The organism is Comamonas sp. C11 (genome assembly GCF_024496285.1).
GTDB lineage: Bacteria > Pseudomonadota > Gammaproteobacteria > Burkholderiales > Burkholderiaceae_C > Comamonas > Comamonas testosteroni_F.
In genome coordinates, this window is sequence record NZ_CP101744.1 from 235,534 (window position 1) to 252,747 (window position 17,214).

8 protein-coding genes and 3 pseudogenes are annotated in these 17,214 nt (G+C 55.6%); 8 read left to right on the forward strand and 3 right to left on the reverse strand.

Annotation, left to right across the window (positions count from 1 at the left end; all coding sequences use genetic code 11):
- The first annotated feature begins 19 nt into the window (after window positions 1–19).
- Window positions 20–1,795: an alkaline phosphatase family protein gene (locus NOX35_RS27770; protein ID WP_256497004.1), complete on the forward strand. Its 1,776-nt coding sequence runs from the start codon at window positions 20–22 to the stop codon at window positions 1,793–1,795.
- 232 nt (window positions 1,796–2,027) lie between these two features.
- On the forward strand, window positions 2,028–3,452 hold the full coding sequence (locus tag NOX35_RS27775) for a nucleotidyltransferase (protein WP_256497005.1): 1,425 nt from the start codon (window positions 2,028–2,030) through the stop codon (window positions 3,450–3,452).
- On the opposite strand, the gene NOX35_RS27780 is transcribed toward NOX35_RS27775, so the two are convergent.
- The 3 genes and pseudogenes from NOX35_RS27780 to NOX35_RS27790 all read right to left on the reverse strand — a co-directional run bounded on the left by NOX35_RS27780 (window position 3,395) and on the right by NOX35_RS27790 (window position 8,755).
- On the reverse strand, window positions 3,395–6,307 hold the full coding sequence (locus NOX35_RS27780; RefSeq protein WP_012478196.1) for a Tn3 family transposase: 2,913 nt from the start codon (window positions 6,305–6,307) through the stop codon (window positions 3,395–3,397). The genes NOX35_RS27775 and NOX35_RS27780 overlap by 58 nt on opposite strands.
- A gap of 371 nt (window positions 6,308–6,678) precedes the next feature.
- Window positions 6,679–6,963, reverse strand: a pseudogene (locus NOX35_RS27785) (MerR family DNA-binding protein); the annotation flags it as partial.
- 145 nt (window positions 6,964–7,108) lie between these two features.
- Window positions 7,109–8,755: a Tn3 family transposase gene (locus tag NOX35_RS27790; protein ID WP_256497006.1), complete on the reverse strand. Its 1,647-nt coding sequence runs from the start codon at window positions 8,753–8,755 to the stop codon at window positions 7,109–7,111.
- Between the two features lie 95 nt (window positions 8,756–8,850).
- Between NOX35_RS27790 and NOX35_RS27795 the strand changes: the two are divergent.
- The 6 genes and pseudogenes from NOX35_RS27795 to NOX35_RS27820 all read left to right on the forward strand — a co-directional run bounded on the left by NOX35_RS27795 (window position 8,851) and on the right by NOX35_RS27820 (window position 17,214).
- A pseudogene (locus NOX35_RS27795) lies at window positions 8,851–11,768 on the forward strand (Tn3-like element IS1071 family transposase).
- Window positions 11,769–11,911: 143 nt separating this feature from the next.
- Window positions 11,912–12,150 (forward strand): annotated as a pseudogene (locus NOX35_RS27800) (Tn3 family transposase); the annotation flags it as partial.
- A gap of 108 nt (window positions 12,151–12,258) precedes the next feature.
- Window positions 12,259–13,110 (forward strand): DNA-binding protein, encoded by an 852-nt coding sequence (locus NOX35_RS27805; RefSeq protein ID WP_182312519.1) that lies wholly within the window; start codon window positions 12,259–12,261, stop codon window positions 13,108–13,110.
- Entirely contained in the window at window positions 13,088–14,578 is a 1,491-nt protein-coding gene (locus NOX35_RS27810; protein WP_182312521.1) for a UvrD-helicase domain-containing protein, read from the forward strand. The genes NOX35_RS27805 and NOX35_RS27810 overlap by 23 nt, the downstream gene beginning before the upstream one ends.
- A 189-nt stretch (window positions 14,579–14,767) precedes the next feature.
- Window positions 14,768–15,808 carry a conjugal transfer protein TraF gene (traF, locus tag NOX35_RS27815; RefSeq protein ID WP_182312523.1) on the forward strand — a complete coding sequence of 347 codons (1,041 nt, stop codon included), beginning with the start codon at window positions 14,768–14,770 and terminating at the stop codon, window positions 15,806–15,808.
- Window positions 15,809–15,816: 8 nt separating this feature from the next.
- Complete coding sequence (locus tag NOX35_RS27820; RefSeq protein WP_034367750.1) at window positions 15,817–17,214, forward strand: conjugal transfer protein TraH; 1,398 nt, start codon at window positions 15,817–15,819, stop codon at window positions 17,212–17,214.

Genomic DNA, 17,214 nt, shown 5'->3' on the forward strand with positions numbered 1-17,214 from the left:
CCAACTAGGGGAGGTTCAAATGGCCAAGCTACATCTAGGGCCGGTACTGTCTTTTCGTGGGACCAGTGCCGCAGGGGATTGGAAGGTGTCCGCGCTCATCGGCATTGACAGCAATGCCAAGATTCCCGTCTTGACGTTCGACGGCACTCAAACGAAGCCGCCGATGGTGCTTCTTGAGCACGCTGGGAAGACATACCTTCGGTATGACTTGTCGTGCAAGCAAAAGAAGGACGAACGACGTGTTGAGTACAAGATCAAAGGGGTAGCACAGTCTTGGACCTTCACTGTGCCTGGAAAGGGATACGCGCCGCGACTTGCCTACGTGTCTTGCAACGGATTCTCGGACCCCAGTGCGTTGCGAAAGCTCATCAAGTCGGAGCACGCTGTGTGGGAGGACCTTCTGTGCAATCACGACAAGGAAGTTCGACCAGTCGGCTATCAACTCGACAAAGAGCAACTGTGGCATGAGCCGCGCACGCACGGCAAAGGGAATCAGCGCTTCCATCTTCTTTTGATGGGAGGAGACCAGATCTACTTCGACTCCATCTGGGAAGACCTCAAGGAGCTTAAGGGCTGGATAGGTCTGCCTCGCGACAAGCAACTGGCTTTCGACGTCAGTGAAGATCTGGACAAGAAGATTGAGGACTACTACCTGGGCCTCTACAGTACACGGTGGCTGCCCGTTGAGCGCCAGCCTTGGGGCTCTGTGGAACGCTCTCTGGATGCGCCTCTCGGTATGGCCAGCATGCCCACCGTCATGATGTGGGACGACCATGACATCTTCGACGGGTGGGGCTCATACAGCGTCGAGATGCAGCGCAGTCCGCTCTTCCAGCGCTTGTTCTTCCACGCTCGTCGTGCCTTCTGGGTGTTTCAGATGCAGCACGCGGCCGAGATGCTGCCTGAACTGAAGCTGCGAACCGATATCAGTGTTCGCTCGGACGATCCGCTGTTCGAATCCATCGAGTGGTCGAAGGCGCTCAAGGCGGACAAGCTGGGTCTTCCACTTCTGGATAAGCAACCGGGCTTCACGTTCACGCATTCGTTGGGCCCTCTCCAGCTGGTAGTGGCGGATCTCAGGACTGAGAGGTCGCATGAGCAGGTCCTTGGGCCGCACACCTGGGGCGCCGTGCATCAGTACCTGAATGCGATCGCGCAGAACGACCGTAAGCACCCTGGCGTGGGGTGCCAGCACTTGTTGTTCATGTCGTCTGTTCCGGTCGTTCACCCAAAGTTGTCGCTTGCTGAGGCATTCATGGACAGCTTTGGTTCAGAACACGTGTTGGACAGCAGCGCGGACGACCTAAAAGACCACTGGACCAATGACAGCCATGAGGGCGAGCGTAGGCGCCTTATTGAAACGCTGCTCAAGACGGCGCAGCAGAAGCAGCTTCGGGTGTCGTTCGTGTCTGGTGATGTGCATGTGGCTGCTTGGGGGACTGCCTACAAGGCGGATGTCGGTACGAAGGACAACTGGGCACACATTCAGCAGTTCACCTCCACTGCCGTGGTTCACCCCTCATTGGTCTCTGTCACTGAGAGGCTCTTCTTCCATGTCCTCAACACCGTGGCCAGGTCGAGGCAATCCCTGGATATCAGTCTTCATGCGGAGATGATGCTCTTCCCAGGCTCCAACAAGTACGTGATGGCGGCCAGGAACTGGTTGGCGCTGGAGCTTGATCTGGGCACTGACAACCCGAGTGGGTCAAAGCTGTGGGCCACTTGGCGGTGTGAGACCAAGGACGCTTTCACGAACCATTTGCTCGCGACCGACCCGGTGCACCGAGTCGATTGAACCGTCTTGGTTTTGCCGGAGATAGGACGGGTCGCGTTTCAGTAGGCGGGACCAGCTTGGGGTTGGTTTTGCCCTTGGTTCGACCACAAACGCAGGCTTGTGCGCGCCGGGCGCTCTGGTGTCAAACGAGCAAATTGCTGTCTTCAGGATTGAGCCGAGGCGGCAAGCCGCGATCTCCTTTGGGTGGACATCGTGCATACGGAACAACAGTTACAGAGGGAAGGGAAAGCAGGTGGCAACGCAAACAACTCCAGCGGGTGCAAATTTTTTGGAGGGATTGGCTAAGGACATAGACGTCCCCCCCTCACTCTATGAGGAGGCAAACTCACGCTACCTATCCGTCGGAAACTGGCTTGGTCGGCCTACCTCCACGCTGCTGAAGTACTCCCCTGATGTGTACGTGCAGGGCTCGTTCCGTCTTGGAACGCCTATAAAGCCTAGCAACGACAACGAGCACTACGACATCGATCTGGTCTGTGAATTGAAGCTGGGAAAGAGTCAAGTCACTCAGAGCCAGCTTAAAGAAATGCTAGGCAAAGAAATGAAGCTCTATGCCAAAGCCCACAACATGAAGGAACCGGGTGAAAGCCGCAGATGCTGGACTCTTGACTATGCAGAGGGTGCGCAGTTTCATCTCGACGCGCTGCCGGCGATTCCTGATAGCTCTGGAAAGCGACTTCTGCTTGAGGCTTCTTTGCAAAGGAGCGAATGGGTAGGCACGGCCATCGCGATAACCGACATCGATCACGCTCACTTCAAGCTTCTGTCGCCGAACTGGCCGCACAGCAACCCGAAAGGCTTCACCAACTGGTTCAGGTCGCGTATGACGGAGGTGTACAGAAGTCAGCGTAAGGCGATGGCGATTCTTGAACACGCGAGCGTGGAGAACATCCCTTCATATCGAGTCCGTACTCCGTTGCAACAAGCCGTGCAAGTGCTCAAGCGCCATCGGGACATCATGTTCTCCGCAGATCCCACGAACAAACCCATCTCCGTGGTGATTACGACTCTTGCAGGTCAGGCGTACGGAAATGAGCCGACCGTGGCTGAGGCGCTCGAGGGATTCTTCAGTCGCATGCATGAGTACATCGAGGACCGGCACGGCGTTGTATGGATTGGAAATCCCACCGACCCACAAGAGAATTTTGCAGACAAATGGGAGAAGAACCCTGCGCTGGGAGTCGCGTTTCGTCGTTGGGTGCAAAAAGCGCGTGATGACTTCCGAGCTATAGCGTCCGAGAACAATCGACAGCGCATCGTAGAGGCGGCGTCTACGGCATTCGGGGAACGCAGCGCCCAATCTGCCGAGCAGAACTCGCAGCTAAAAGGTGGGAGAGGGGGGGCGAGCTTTCGGCAGCGACTGACCTCGGTCTTCGCGCCCGCCCACAAGAAGCCTGTGCCCTGGAAAGTGAACGGTAGCGGAAGCGTGCGGATCGCGAGATGCGTGGTGCGTCAGAGGGGTCGATTTGTTTTCGTTGTCAAAAGTGACGGTAGGAGATCGAGCACTGGCGTAGGGGTGGCCTGCCAAGCCATTGATTTCATTGGGTTTCCTGTTGATTTTTTTGATCGCCGTTTGAGGGCGCAAAAGCGTGCTCGGTTTCAACCGCCGGTCCCGGTTTTCGGCGTGGTCTGTGACGGCAGGATTTCACTGGCATAACGCTCCACTGGAAAGCGGAATACGCCCCTCAAATTGATACCTTGCAGCCGCGTCGGCGCAATTTTCCCCGTGAGCTCCGCCGGGATGACCTGACGCCGGTTGGCCCAGCGGTCCAGAACGGCCTGCATCTGGGTTGTGTTCCAGGCCATGATGATGTTGGCCAACAGACTCAAGGCGTCAGCCACCGCCTGCATTTCCTCGGCCCGCTTGGCCTGAGCCGGGCTCACTCTGCCGGTATAAATCGCCCGCTTCAAGGCATTGACCGCCTCACCCCGGTTGAGTACCCGACGCAGCTCATTCCTGAAGGCGTCTTTGACAAAGTAGTCGGCCAGGAACGCAGTTCGCAGCAAGCGCCCCAACTGAACACCCGCTTCGTAGATGGGGTCTCCCCGCGCCGCCGATCCAAATCTGGCCAGCGCTGCAACTGCGCTGGCGTTGCCGCTCATCACCGAGGCTGCCAAATGGACCAAGGTGTCCCAGTGCTTCTCAATCAAAGCGGTATCGACGGTAGCCTCGCAAACTGCTGCGATCTCCGGTGGAATGATCGTGCCACGCGGCACGTACAGATGACGCTGCTTCAATTCCTTCAGTCGTGGGCATAGATCGAACCCCAGTAGCCGGGCCAACGCCATGGCAAAGTCGGTGTAGCCGTGGGTGTCCACCGCCAACTGGCTGGTCTCGATGGATTCTTGGCGCACGACACCCTCAATGGCGACCCCTGCCTGGCGCTCATTGAGCACAAAAGGCTGCGCGTAGAAGATCCCCCATCGGTCACGCACATGGGAGTAGATGCCAATCGAGGACGTGTTGCGTCTTGGATCCTGTCGGGCCTGCCACACCCGTTGGGTGGTTTCCATGCTCATCATGTCGGACGACGCCAGGTCCGTGCGACCCCATGTCGCTGCAATGGGGTGCCGTTGCATGAACTCCAGCACCGCGTGGCAGGCTTGACTCAAGCGACGCTCGTCCCCGGCCCAACGCATGGCCTGACGGATGCTGGTGGCAGACAACTGCGGAATCATACGGGCGCATTCGGCCGCCGTCAGACTGGTGCCGTGGGCCATGATGCCGGCGTAGACCATCAGCAGCTCTTCTGTCGAACGTGGCTCGCGGCCAAGCATGATCCAGCTGAAACGTACCTGAGCGTCAACGGCCAGGATCACTTCTGGGAGTTGCACCTCACCGATCCTCAGGTCAAGTTTGGCCCTCAACTTAATCACCTCTGGATCTTCATCCTCTGCCGGCAATACTGAAAGGTGGAGTTCTTCGTCCACGCGCAGCACACCGCTGCGCGCGGCGACGGCCACTGCCTCCACGCCGGCGCGTACCTTGGCCAGCAACGGCTTCAAAAGTGTGGATGCATTGGCTGGCAGTGACAGTCGGGCATAGTGCCGTTTGGCTTCTTCCTGCCAGCGCGCATCAGTGAAGAACAGGCGTGCGCGGCCACGAAAGCTCAGGCTGTGCTCAATCCACACCGAACCGTTGCGCACGGCACGTCGCAATGAAAACAGGGTGGCCACCTCCAAGGCCCGAAACGCGCGCTCCCGGTCGGCACCCGCAATCGCGCCGCTCCAGACCGAACCCAAGCGAGGGGCGCTGACATCAGCAGGTAGTTCGCGAAGTTTGCCCGCGTACAGTTTCGTCAATTGGGCCAAGGCTGTGGTCACCGGGTGCTCGCTATTGGCCTGCCAGGGCAGCTTGGTGATTTCGGCCAGCAAAGAGCGCACGGGACGTATGGCGTCAAACAAACGCTCACGCACCACCGAGGCCCGGCTGGGTGGTTTGCCTTGCTGGCTGGCACTGAGCAGGGCAACAATTCGAGCCCGCAACTCCGCGTCTTGAAGTTCACCCTGGGCGACCAAACCAGCCAGCTCTGCCAGCAATGTCTTGTACAGGTCAGCCCAATTGACCGTCTCCGTGACACCTGCTGCGACCGTGCGCCAAAGATCGGCAACGCGCCGCTGAACCATCAAGATAGCTTGGTCTGTGCTGGTAAACAGGCAGTGCCGTAAAAAGCAGCCAACCTCCACTGTGCGAGCGGGTTCTTTGATCCTGGCCCCCACCGAGGGAGGCCTTGAAGCCAGGCGGCGTGCATAGCGCCGCACAATGAGACCGGACAGGTCGTCCAGGTGTTTGTGGACATTCAGGGCGTACAGCAGTTCGATTCGCTCGAACACCTCGCCAATTTGTTTGGTTGAGTGTTTGGCCGGTGCCGACCACAACCAGCTCTGCTGGGTTTGCCCATCCGGGCGCAATGCGGCCATGGCATCCCGCCAGCGCACCAGTTGTTCGGGCAGCACAGATGCCGCAATCGTTTTGGCTGTTTCTTCTTCGAGTTGTCCCAGCGCCGCTGTGACCAGGACACGGATGTCACGGTCGCGCAGGATCAGGATCTTGCTTTGATACAACCAGCGCCGAGCGAATACGAGCAATTGATCCCGATCGGCGCAGCGGGCCACCTCATCGCGCAGGGTGCGTACCAGGGCGCGACGTTGGTGCTCCGTCATCCAATGAAACCCCAGGACATCACAGGCCAGTTGTTGATGGTCAAAGAGGGTTCGACCGCGAACATACAGGGCTCGCAGGGATGCCAGTTCAACAGCAGTGATGCCGATTTCGTCACCCAGATGGCGCCACAGGGTTGTCGGAACGATGCGCACCGAATTCAGCAGGCGCCCGCTCAAGCGCAAGAAACCTATGTGCAGTGCCAGACCCAGCTTGTGGGCGTTGCTTCGGCGGGCGTTGATGAGCTCGCGCTCAGTACGGCTGTACGTGAAAAACGACTGAAGCTCGAAGGTGCTGATTTCCCTTGGCAGCTCTCGCAGGCCAAGGTAGGTTGTGTGCCAGCTTTGCATCTTGTGTCTCCGGTGATTGGGGCAGACACAATACGCCTGAAAAAGTGAACAGGAAAACCAATGAAATCAAGGGCTTATCAGACCACCCCTACGCCAGTGCTCGATCTCCTACCGTCACTTTTGACAACGAAAACAAATCGACCCCTGTCAAGGAAAACGGGCCTGCAGCATCGCCAGGAACGGCGATGGAGGCCCGCTAGGGGACGCCAGCAGCGCAGTTAAAACGTCGCGTCTTTCAGCGAGATCGAACACCCGTTGTAGTCGTAGCTCACGTCCGACACGACACCCGACACCCGAGCGGTTTTCCCGGTTGAAAGCTGGGTGACGTTGAGCTTGTTGGGGTCGTCTCAGAAAACGGAAAATAAAGCACGCTAAGGCATAGCCGAACCTGCCAAGCTTGCTCCACCCTGTAGTGACGCGATCAGCGGGCAGGAAACGTTCCCCCTTCGCGCATGGCAGGCGCACACCAACTCAGACAGCACGGCCTCCATGCGCGCCAGGTCAGCCATTTTCTCGCGCACGTCCTTGAGCTTGTGCTCGGCCAGACTGCTGGCTTCCTCGCAATGGGTGCCATCCTCCAGCCGCAGCAGCTCGGCGATCTCATCCAGGCTGAAGCCCAGCCGCTGGGCTGATTTCACGAAGCGCACCCGCGTTACATGGGGTCTCCTCGTTTTCAGTGCAATAAGTGACGGTACGAAAAGCTAGCACTGGCGCGGAGGTGGTGTTGGTAGATCGTTGATTTCATTGACTTTCCTGTTCACTTTCAAATCTGCGATTCGTGGCGTCAAACCGTGGTCGGTTTCATCCATTGGTGCCAGTTATCGATGCATTTGGCCGCGAAGGCAGGATTTGGTCAGCATAGCGGTCAACCGGGAAGCGAAACACACCCCGCAAGTTGATGCTCTCCAGCCTGGTGGGCGCAATCTTCCCGATCAGTTCCGGTGGAATGACCTGGCGGCGGTTCGACCAGCGATCCAGGACCGCCTGCATCTGTGAGGTATTCCACGCCATCACGATGTTGGCCATCAGGCTCAACGCATCGGCCACAGCCTGCATTTCATCGACACGTTTGGCCTGCGCCGGGCTGATCCGGCCGGTATAAATGGCGCGCTTGAGGGCGTTAACAGCCTCGCCCCGATTGAGCACCCGGCGCAACTCGTTCCTGAAAGCGTCCTTGACAAAGTAGTCAGCCAAAAACGCCGTACGCAGCAACCGCCCCAATTGCACGCCAGCCTCATAGATTGGATCGCCCTGGGCGGCAGAACCGAACCGCGCAAGAGCTGCCACCGCACTGGCATGTCCGCTCATGACCGAGGCTGCCAGGTGCACCAGACTATCCCAATGCTTTTCGATCAAAGCGACGTCGACATTGGCTTCGCACACCGCAGCGATTTCTGCGGGCACTTTGGTGCCGCGTGGCACAAAGAGGTGGCGCTGTTTGAGTTCCTTCAACCGCGGGCAAAGATCAAAACCAAGCAAACGGGCATGTGACATGGCAAAGTCGGTGTAGCCATGGGTATCCACAGCAAGCTGGCTGGTCTCCAGCTTTTCTTGGCGGATGACACCTTCAATGGCCACGCCCGCCTGGCGCTCATTGAGCACAAAGGGCTGCGCATGGAAGATGCCCCACCGGTCTTTTACATGGGAGTAGATTCCAATGGAAGGTGTGTTGCGCCGAGGATCAAGCCGGGCTTGCCACACCCGTTTGGTGGTCTCCATGCTCATCATGTCAGAAGATGCCAAATCGGACCGCCCCCAGGTGGCGGCAATCGGGTGTCGCTGCATGAATTCCAGCACAGCCTGGCAGGCCTGGCTCAGACGCCGTTCGTCCCGCGCCCAGCGCATGGCCTGGCGAATGCTGGTGGCAGACAATTGCGGAATCATGCGCGCGCATTCGACCGCAGTCAGACTGGTGCCGTGGGCCATGATGCCGGCATAGACCATCAGCAGCTCGTCGGTAGAGCGCGGCTCACGTCCGAGCATGATCCAGCTAAAGCGCACCTGGGCGTCAACGGCCAGAATCACTTCCGGCAATTGAACCTCACCGATGCGGTGATCCAAAGCCGCGCGCAGCTTGGTCACTTCTGGGTCTTCGTCCTCTGCGGGCAATGGCGACAAATGGAGTTCATCATCCACGCGCAGTACGCCACTGCGGGCTGCAGCGGCCACCGCATCGACACCGGCAGTTACTCTGGCCAGCAAAGGCTTCAAGAAAGTGGCAGCCTTGCTGGGTAACGATAGACGGGCATAGTGTTTCTTGGACTCTGCCTGCCAACGCTCGTCCGTGAAGAACAAGCGCGCACGACCCCGAAAGCTCAGGCTGTGCTCAATCCAGACCGAGCCATTGCGCACCGCGCGGCGCAGGGCAAACAGGGTGGCCACCTCCAACGCCTGAAACGGGGTCTCCTCGTTTTCAGTGCAATAAGTGACGGTACGCAAAGCTAGCACTGGCGCGGGGGTGGTCTGGGTAGACCGTTGATTTCATTGACTTTCCTGTTCGCTTTGTAAACGGGTATGGTGGCCTCCCACTTTTGAGGTTCACGATGCAGGGTTGGCACACAACGTTTTTGGGGATGCGTGGGCTCCCCCGCGATATCAGCGACTTCGAGATGAAGGCATTTTTCACCTTCGATGGTGCCGAGCGCGACGCAATCAATGCACGCCGAGGTGATTCCCACAAGCTTGGTCTGGCGCTCCATATTGGTTTCCTGCGCATGAGTGGGCGTTTGCTCGGTGCCTTTCGGGTAATTCCAGTAGCCTTGTGGCGCCACCTTGGCAACGAGCTTGGCATTGCAGCACCAGAAGTCGCCTCGCTGAGAGCCATGTATGAACGCGGGCGCACGCTATTCGATCACCAACAAGTAGCCTGCACGGTCCTTGGATTCCAGTGGATGAGCGAGCACCAGCGCCGCTCACTGGTACGTGAACTGCGCGACGAAGTGGCGCGCTGCGCCGACCGCGATCAGCTACTCGTGCGGGCGCGTCAATGGCTGTACAAGAACAAGCTGGTGATCGTGCACGAGCGGGCAATTCGGACACTGATTGCGGCGGCACTTGCCCAGCTTGAAGTTGAAACAGGCACCGCCATCGCCGCCAGCGTTGATCCAGCAACACTTGATCGCTGGCGAGCCTCAGTTTCAGAGCTGCGCCCAGATGGACAAACCCAGCAGAGTTGGCTATGGGCTGCACCGGCGAAACACTCAACCCGCCAAATCAGCGAGGTACTGGAGCGCATCGACCTGCTTTACACGCTGGACGTTCATAAGCACCTGGCAGACATCCCCGATCTCATCTTGCGCCGCTACGCGCGCCGACTTGTCTCCAGGCCGCCCTCAGCCGGAGCCAAGATCAAAGAGCCAGCGCGCACCGTGGAGGTCGCATGCTTTCTTCGGTATTGCCTGTTCACCACCACAGACCAGTTGATCCTTATGGTGCAGCGCCGGATCGCCGATCTGTGGCGTCAGGCTGCCGCCGATGTCCCCGCTACCGTCAATTGGGCCGCAATGTACAAAACGCTGCTCGGCGAACTTGTTGCCTTGAGCGCGCAAGGTGCGGTGCCAGATGCTGAGTTGCGTGCCCGTCTTGAAGCCTTGATCACCGAAACCCAGAAACGCAAACCACCGAGCAGGGCCTCCCTGGTCCGCGAGGGATTGATTGATGGAATTCGCCCCGTGCGGTCGTTGCTCGTCGCCATTGCAAAGCTGCCCTGGCAGGCCACCGGCGAGCATCCTGCCATCGAGTACCTTGCCAAGCTGCAAGCTTTATATCTCAAAGGATCCAGAAAGCTGCCAGTTGAAGTGGTGGCACCAAGTCTGGGAATGATCTGGCAGGTTTCGATCTCCAGCCCAGACCGGGAACGGGCGTTTCAGGCGTTGGAGGTGGCCACCCTGTTTGCCCTGCGCCGCGCGGTGCGCAATGGCTCGGTCTGGATTGAGCACAGCCTGAGCTTTCGGGGTCGTGCGCGCTTGTTCTTCACGGACGAGCGTTGGCAGGCAGAGTCCAAGAAACACTATGCCCGTCTATCGTTACCCAGCAAGGCTGCCACTTTCTTGAAGCCTTTGCTGGCCAGAGTAACTGTGCCGGTGTCGATGCGGTGGCCGCTGCAGCCCGCAGTGGCGTACTGCGCGTGGATGATGAACTCCATTTGTCGCCATTGCCCGCAGAGGACGAAGACCCAGAAGTGACCAAGCTGCGCGCGGCTTTGGATCACCGCATCGGTGAGGTTCAATTGCCGGAAGTGATTCTGGCCGTTGACGCCCAGGTGCGCTTTAGCTGGATCATGCTCGGACGTGAGCCGCGCTCTACCGACGAGCTGCTGATGGTCTATGCCGGCATCATGGCCCACGGCACCAGTCTGACTGCGGTCGAATGCGCGCGCATGATTCCGCAATTGTCTGCCACCAGCATTCGCCAGGCCATGCGCTGGGCGCGGGACGAACGGCGTCTGAGCCAGGCCTGCCAGGCTGTGCTGGAATTCATGCAGCGACACCCGATTGCCGCCACCTGGGGGCGGTCCGATTTGGCATCTTCTGACATGATGAGCATGGAGACCACCAAACGGGTGTGGCAAACCCGGCTTGATCCTCGGCGCAACACACCTTCCATTGGAATCTACTCCCATGTAAAAGACCGGTGGGGCATCTTCCATGCGCAGCCCTTTGTGCTCAATGAGCGCCAGGCGGGCGTGGCCATTGAAGGTGTCATCCGCCAAGAAAAGCTGGAGACCAGCCAGCTTGCTGTGGATACCCATGGCTACACCGACTTTGCCATGTCACATGCCCGTTTGCTTGGTTTTGATCTTTGCCCGCGGTTGAAGGAACTCAAACAGCGCCACCTCTTTGTGCCACGCGGCACCAAAGTGCCCGCAGAAATCGCTGCGGTGTGCGAAGCCAATGTCGACGTCGCTTTGATCGAAAAGCATTGGGATAGTCTGGTGCACCTGGCAGCCTCGGTCATGAGCGGACATGCCAGTGCGGTGGCAGCTCTTGCGCGGTTCGGTTCTGCCGCCCAGGGCGATCCAATCTATGAGGCTGGCGTGCAATTGGGGCGGTTGCTGCGTACGGCGTTTTTGGCTGACTACTTTGTCAAGGACGCTTTCAGGAACGAGTTGCGCCGGGTGCTCAATCGGGGCGAGGCTGTTAACGCCCTCAAGCGCGCCATTTATACCGGCCGGATCAGCCCGGCGCAGGCCAAACGTGTCGATGAAATGCAGGCTGTGGCCGATGCGTTGAGCCTGATGGCCAACATCGTGATGGCGTGGAATACCTCACAGATGCAGGCGGTCCTGGATCGCTGGTCGAACCGCCGCCAGGTCATTCCACCGGAACTGATCGGGAAGATTGCGCCCACCAGGCTGGAGAGCATCAACTTGCGGGGTGTGTTTCGCTTCCCGGTTGACCGCTATGCTGACCAAATCCTGCCTTCGCGGCCAAATGCATCGATAACTGGCACCAATGGATGAAACCGACCACGGTTTGACGCCACGAATCGCAGATTTGAAAGTGAACAGGAAAGTCAATGAAATCAACGATCTACCAACACCACCTCCGCGCCAGTGCTAGCTTTTCGTACCGTCACTTATTGCACTGAAAACGAGGAGACCCCTACCGGGCTAGCGGCCTCAATCTGGTAACGGCTGCCGTCGTGTTGTGGAACACGGTCTATCTGGAACGGGCTGCGCACGCGCTGCGTGGCAACGGCCATGCCGTTGATGACGCGCTGTTGCAGTACCTGTCGCCGCTCGGTTGGGAGCACATCAACTCACCGGCGATTACCTCTGGCGCAGCAGCGCCAAGATCGGCGCGGGCAAGTTCAGGCCGCTACGACCGCTGCAACCGGCTTAGCGTGCTTTATTTTCCGTTTTCTGAGGCGACCCCAAAAAATCCTGTTGCGATTTTCTATCGTAATACGATAATTATGGTAATACGGTATTACATAGAGTGAGGATTGCCATGGCCAGACGCATAGCTACGAAAGAGGACGTATTCACTGCCGCAAATGAGCTTGTGAAAGCGGGAAAGCTTCCGCGTATTACAGCTATTCATCAAATCATCGGCGGTGGCAGCTACACAACTATCTCCAACTTTCTGAAGGAGTGGGAAAGCGCAAATCTGCAGGAAGCTCCAACTGAGGAAATGGTCCTGCCAGATTTCATGGCTTCGGAAGCTGATTTTCTCGTCCGCAAACTATGGCGCACCGCGTTGGATGGAGCTGAGATGCGGGTCCAGTCCGAGCGCGAGCAGCTGCGGAGCCGCGAGGCAGTTATCAATGAAGACATGCAGCAGGCCATCGACATGGCCAACAGCAACAGCGAGAAAATCGATCAACTAGAAGACCAGCTGGCAAAGTGCAAAGAAGAGGCCGAGAAGCTTGAACATGATCTTCAAGCTAAAGAGCGTGCGCTTCAAATGGTGGAACATGACCAGCAGGCTCTCCAAGACAAATATGACCAAGCAGCCCAAAACGGTGCCTCTTCGCAGTCGCAGATCGATGCCTTACGCAGGCAGACTATCGAGCTGGAAACGACTATCAAGGCCCAGGAAGAGCGGGCTGCTGAGCTTCGGGATGAATCGCTGGTGCTGAAGGGTGAAGTGCGTGATGCACTCGATAAGCTTAGCTATGCCAATGGCCAGTTGAGCCTCAAGGACAAACAGATTGGCATGCTAGAGCACATGCTGAATGAAGAACAGAAGCGCAACCGCGATATCGAATCTTTGATTCTGAGACTCAGGCAAGGCACCCTCTTCCCGGCTACTACAAAGACGCCTAGGAAGAAAACCGATGGTAATCAGACCAACCGCTGAACAAGCGCGCATTATTCAGTTCCCCGGCTCGCGCCTTGTCGTGAAAGCGAGGGCCGGATCTGGCAAGACGACAACATTTTTTCAGATCGCCCAAGCTTACCCCCGCGAGCGTATGCTCTACCTGGCGTATAGCCGCGCCATCCGCGACGCAGCTGCACAGCGCTTCCCTAAGCGACAGGTTGACTGCAAGACATCACATCAGCTTGCTTTCCCCAAGTTCGGAAAGCTGCTAAGACACAAGATCTCACATCACGGGAACATTCCCTTACGCGAGCTGGCCAACGCTCTGGACACAAGCAACTGGGCATTCGTGAAGGATGTCTTGGATGTCCTGACAAATTTCATGTGCAGTGCTGACATGAAGTTCTACAGCGATCATTTCACTCGATTCAACGGTAAGCCTAACCTCACCACCAAGATGGTTCAGTACCAGGCGGAAGTGGTTGATGCAGCTGAGAGAGTTTGGGTTCGGATGTGCGACCCTGACGACCCATTTCCAACAGTTCACGACTGCTATCTGAAGCTCTATCAGCTTTCGATGCCAGACCTCAGCCTTCAATACAAGCGAATACTTTTTGATGAGGCTCAGGACGCGAACCCCGTCACTAGCCAGATAGTCCTTTCTCAGAGCTGCAAACTCACCCTTGTGGGCGATGAGCACCAGCAGATTTTCAGATATCGCGGCGCGGTGAACGCCCTCGACCACCCTCTTCTCAATGATGTTCCGCGCTTGTACTTGACCAATAGTTTCCGGTTCGGTCCCAACGTCGCTATCGTTGCGAATGCGCTGCTTGAGCTGAAGGGGGAAACAGTTCCTGTGGTTGGTCGTGGACAGGCAGACACGGTTACTTTCCACGTTCCTATGGGCACTGAACATCGATGCTTAGTCTCCAGAACAGTGATGGGCGTACTCGAATCCGCTCTTGCAGCTGCAGCTCGCGGCGAATCAATCTTCTGGGTCGGAGGCATTGAAAACTACAAAGTGCAGGATCTACTAGATCTGCACCACTTCAGCCGTGGTGAACTCGGAAACGTAAAGAACAAGAAGCTCAAAGCCGACTACAAGGACTATGAGGAATATAAGGAAGCCGCAGAGCAGACCAAGGACCATGAGATGCAACGGTCTGTGCGAATTCTGGAAACATACGCAGCCGAAGACATCCCTGCAATGATTGATCACCTCAAGAGCCTTACTGTTGAGGAAGAAATGGAGGCCTCAATCACTGTCACCACAGCGCATAGGAGTAAAGGTCTGGAATGGGACACAGTGCAACTGACTGATGACTACCCAGATATCTTCGATCCAGATATGGAACCAGAGGCTCGTGAAGACGAAATCAATTTGTTGTACGTTGGCTCCTCTCGCGCCATGCGAGTGCTGATCATCAACGCAATCATTGAAATCATCCTCAACCAAGTCGCTCAAAGACGGCGAGCACGGGCAAGAATCGAGATGGTGACAGCATGATTTTTTCGCATGCGAAAAAGTACACCATCGTCACCTCTGCCGAGGTAGCAATAGCGTAGACATCTGGTTTGAGCCTAATGGGGTGCACACAGAATAGCTATGGCGCTTGTACAGCCCTATAAGGGCAGAGGCCGATGCATGCCTAGATAGCCATATCCATACGATCAGTCACAAGAGGATTTGTGACTGATGAATACCACTGCATTTCAACGTAGCTGCATTCTGATTGCCCTGGCCAACGCAATCTGTATGGGGGTTGGGCAAGCATATGCACAGCAGATCGAAGAGACCCCTGTTCGCTTCTACGACCGCAAGAGCGAAGGATGGTTCTGGTATGCCCCAGAGCCTGAGGATGATGAAGAAGAACCTCCTAAGCCACCACCCAAGCCTCAGGTAGCACCAACACAGTCACCGCCTGCAAAGCCTGCATCTGTTCCTCCAGCAGTGGAGAAAGGGCCAGCACCTTTCTCAGCTGCTTGGGTGCGCGAAAACCTCCCCAAGTACAAGGATGCGGCCTGGGACAACCCGACAGTGGAGAACGTTCGCGCATTCATGTATCTCCAGCGATTCGCAATCGATAGGTCGGAGCAGTTTTCAAATGCTACTGAGATGGCCGTTCTGGGTGATCCATATCTGGATGAAATTTCACGGCGTCCTGCAGCGACGTTTGCGTCTCAAAAGCTAGATGTTGAGGCAGGTAAAGAGAAAAGCGCCCTCATTGACTCTATTGCTCAACGTGCTGGCATCTTTTTCTTTTTTAAAGATGACGAATATAGCAACCTTCAAGCCTCTATTGTGAAGATGCTAGAGGCTCAAGGATTCACCATCGTTCCAATCTCGGTAACTGGACGACCACTCAAAGACAACATATTCCCAAATTTCAAGACAGATAGTGGTCATGCAAAAACTCTAAATATCGTCAATTTTCCAGCAACGTTCTTAGTTTCACCAAGTGGAAAATTTGAGCCAATTGGGCAAGGGGCACTCTCTCTTCCTGAGATGAAGCACAGAATTATTATTGCAGCCAAACGTAATGGCTGGGTTTCTGAAGAAGAGTATAAAAAGACGAAACCAATCTACACGACAGATAACAACATTGCAGAGAAATTAGATCCCTCGATTTTTGGTAAAGACTTAGAAAGGATTCAGCAAAAGACAAATGGCAAATCCAACTTTGTTGAACCAAGCAAACTGATGGACTACATCAGAACCCGTCTGAATACCAAGTAATTAATATCATGAAACTCAAATTATCTGTTGCAGCTGTTGCTCTATCGCTATCCCCTACTCTGTTAAACGCTGGTGGCCTGCAGTCACAACTCGATGGCGTCTTCGGCCAGATGACTAATGTGACCCCTCCTGGTGTTTATGAATCACAACGTCGTGGCGTTCTTTCTGGGGGGAGGTTCACTACCAAATCAAAGATTTACGATACGAATTTGGTTGCGTTCACCCCCCCATCATGGAAAGCCGGATGTGGAGGTGTTGATTTATTCGGCGGATCTTTCAGCTTTATTAATGCAGAGCAGTTGGTCCAACTATTGAGAGCGGTTGCAGCCAATGCCAAAGGCTACGCATTCCAATTAGCACTAGACAATGTATTTCCTGACGGAGCGAAGTGGATTGAATCATTCCAGAAGAAGATTCAGGAACTTAACCAACATCTTGGTAATTCTTGCCAACTTGCGCAAGGGTTTGTTAATGACTTGACTTCAGGCATGGATCTCAAGAACAAAACTGATGCTTCGCTCATGGGTTCTGCCAATGGTCTATTTGAAGACTTCTTTTCTACAAAGCAAGAAACAGGCGGAAAAACACCAATTAAAGAAATCAGGGATCAATCGCCTGAGGTTTACAAAAGAATGACCGGCAATATTCTGTGGAAAACCATGAAACAGAATTATGCCAGCTCTTGGTTTACATACGGCGATACAGAGTTATTAGAAACCATCATGTCTATGACAGGCTCGATTGTTGTTGGTGACATGGTGAATGACAAAACAGGGACATCTTCCGGCGAGGAAAATACCAACCCGATCATAACTCTCCCAGGCGGACTCATTACTCTTAAAGACCTTATCCAAGGTGGAAATCTTGAGATTTATACTTGTAATGGTGATGATCAATGCTACTCCCCTACCACCAAGAGAGTAACCATCAAAGGTATGAGAACCAAGATTGTTGATTTGCTTCACGGAGGGGGCACAACTCCGGGCGTAATCTACAAGTATGCGACCAATAGTGGTGTTCTTTCTGAAACCGAGAAAGCATTCACAACTTCCATGCCCAGTGGTATGGGAGCGATCATAAGAAACCTATCAATAGTTTCTTATGACTCTGCCGTCTTGTTTGCCAATGATTCGGCAGATGCAATTTCATTAGTAATGATGAAGAAAGTTGTCGATGACTTCTTCAGAGTTGCGCTCGCTGTAATTAGCTCTTCTGACTCCGCTAACAAAAAACAACTACTTGACGAAATAAACATTTCCAAAAGCAAGTTTGACAGTGACTATTCGGCCTTACGCGGCGAATACGGTGACTTGTCAAAAATTATTGACCGATATCGCTCGATTCTGGAGATTTCAAGAAAGCAAAAGTATGCACTCTCCACATTAACCTCTGCTCCGAAGCCATAA

Bases quoted from the DNA above. Each gene is read 5' to 3' on its own strand.
- traF (WP_182312523.1), top strand. From the start codon at position 14,768: ATGAATACCACTGCATTTCAACGTAGCTGCATTCTGATTGCCCTGGCC.
- NOX35_RS27770 (WP_256497004.1), top strand. From the start codon at position 20: ATGGCCAAGCTACATCTAGGGCCGGTACTGTCTTTTCGTGGGACCAGT.
- NOX35_RS27805 (WP_182312519.1), top strand. From the start codon at position 12,259: ATGGCCAGACGCATAGCTACGAAAGAGGACGTATTCACTGCCGCAAAT.
- NOX35_RS27780 (WP_012478196.1), bottom strand. From the start codon at position 6,307: ATGCAAAGCTGGCACACAACCTACCTTGGCCTGCGAGAGCTGCCAAGG.
- NOX35_RS27820 (WP_034367750.1), top strand. From the start codon at position 15,817: ATGAAACTCAAATTATCTGTTGCAGCTGTTGCTCTATCGCTATCCCCT.
- NOX35_RS27810 (WP_182312521.1), top strand. From the start codon at position 13,088: ATGGTAATCAGACCAACCGCTGAACAAGCGCGCATTATTCAGTTCCCC.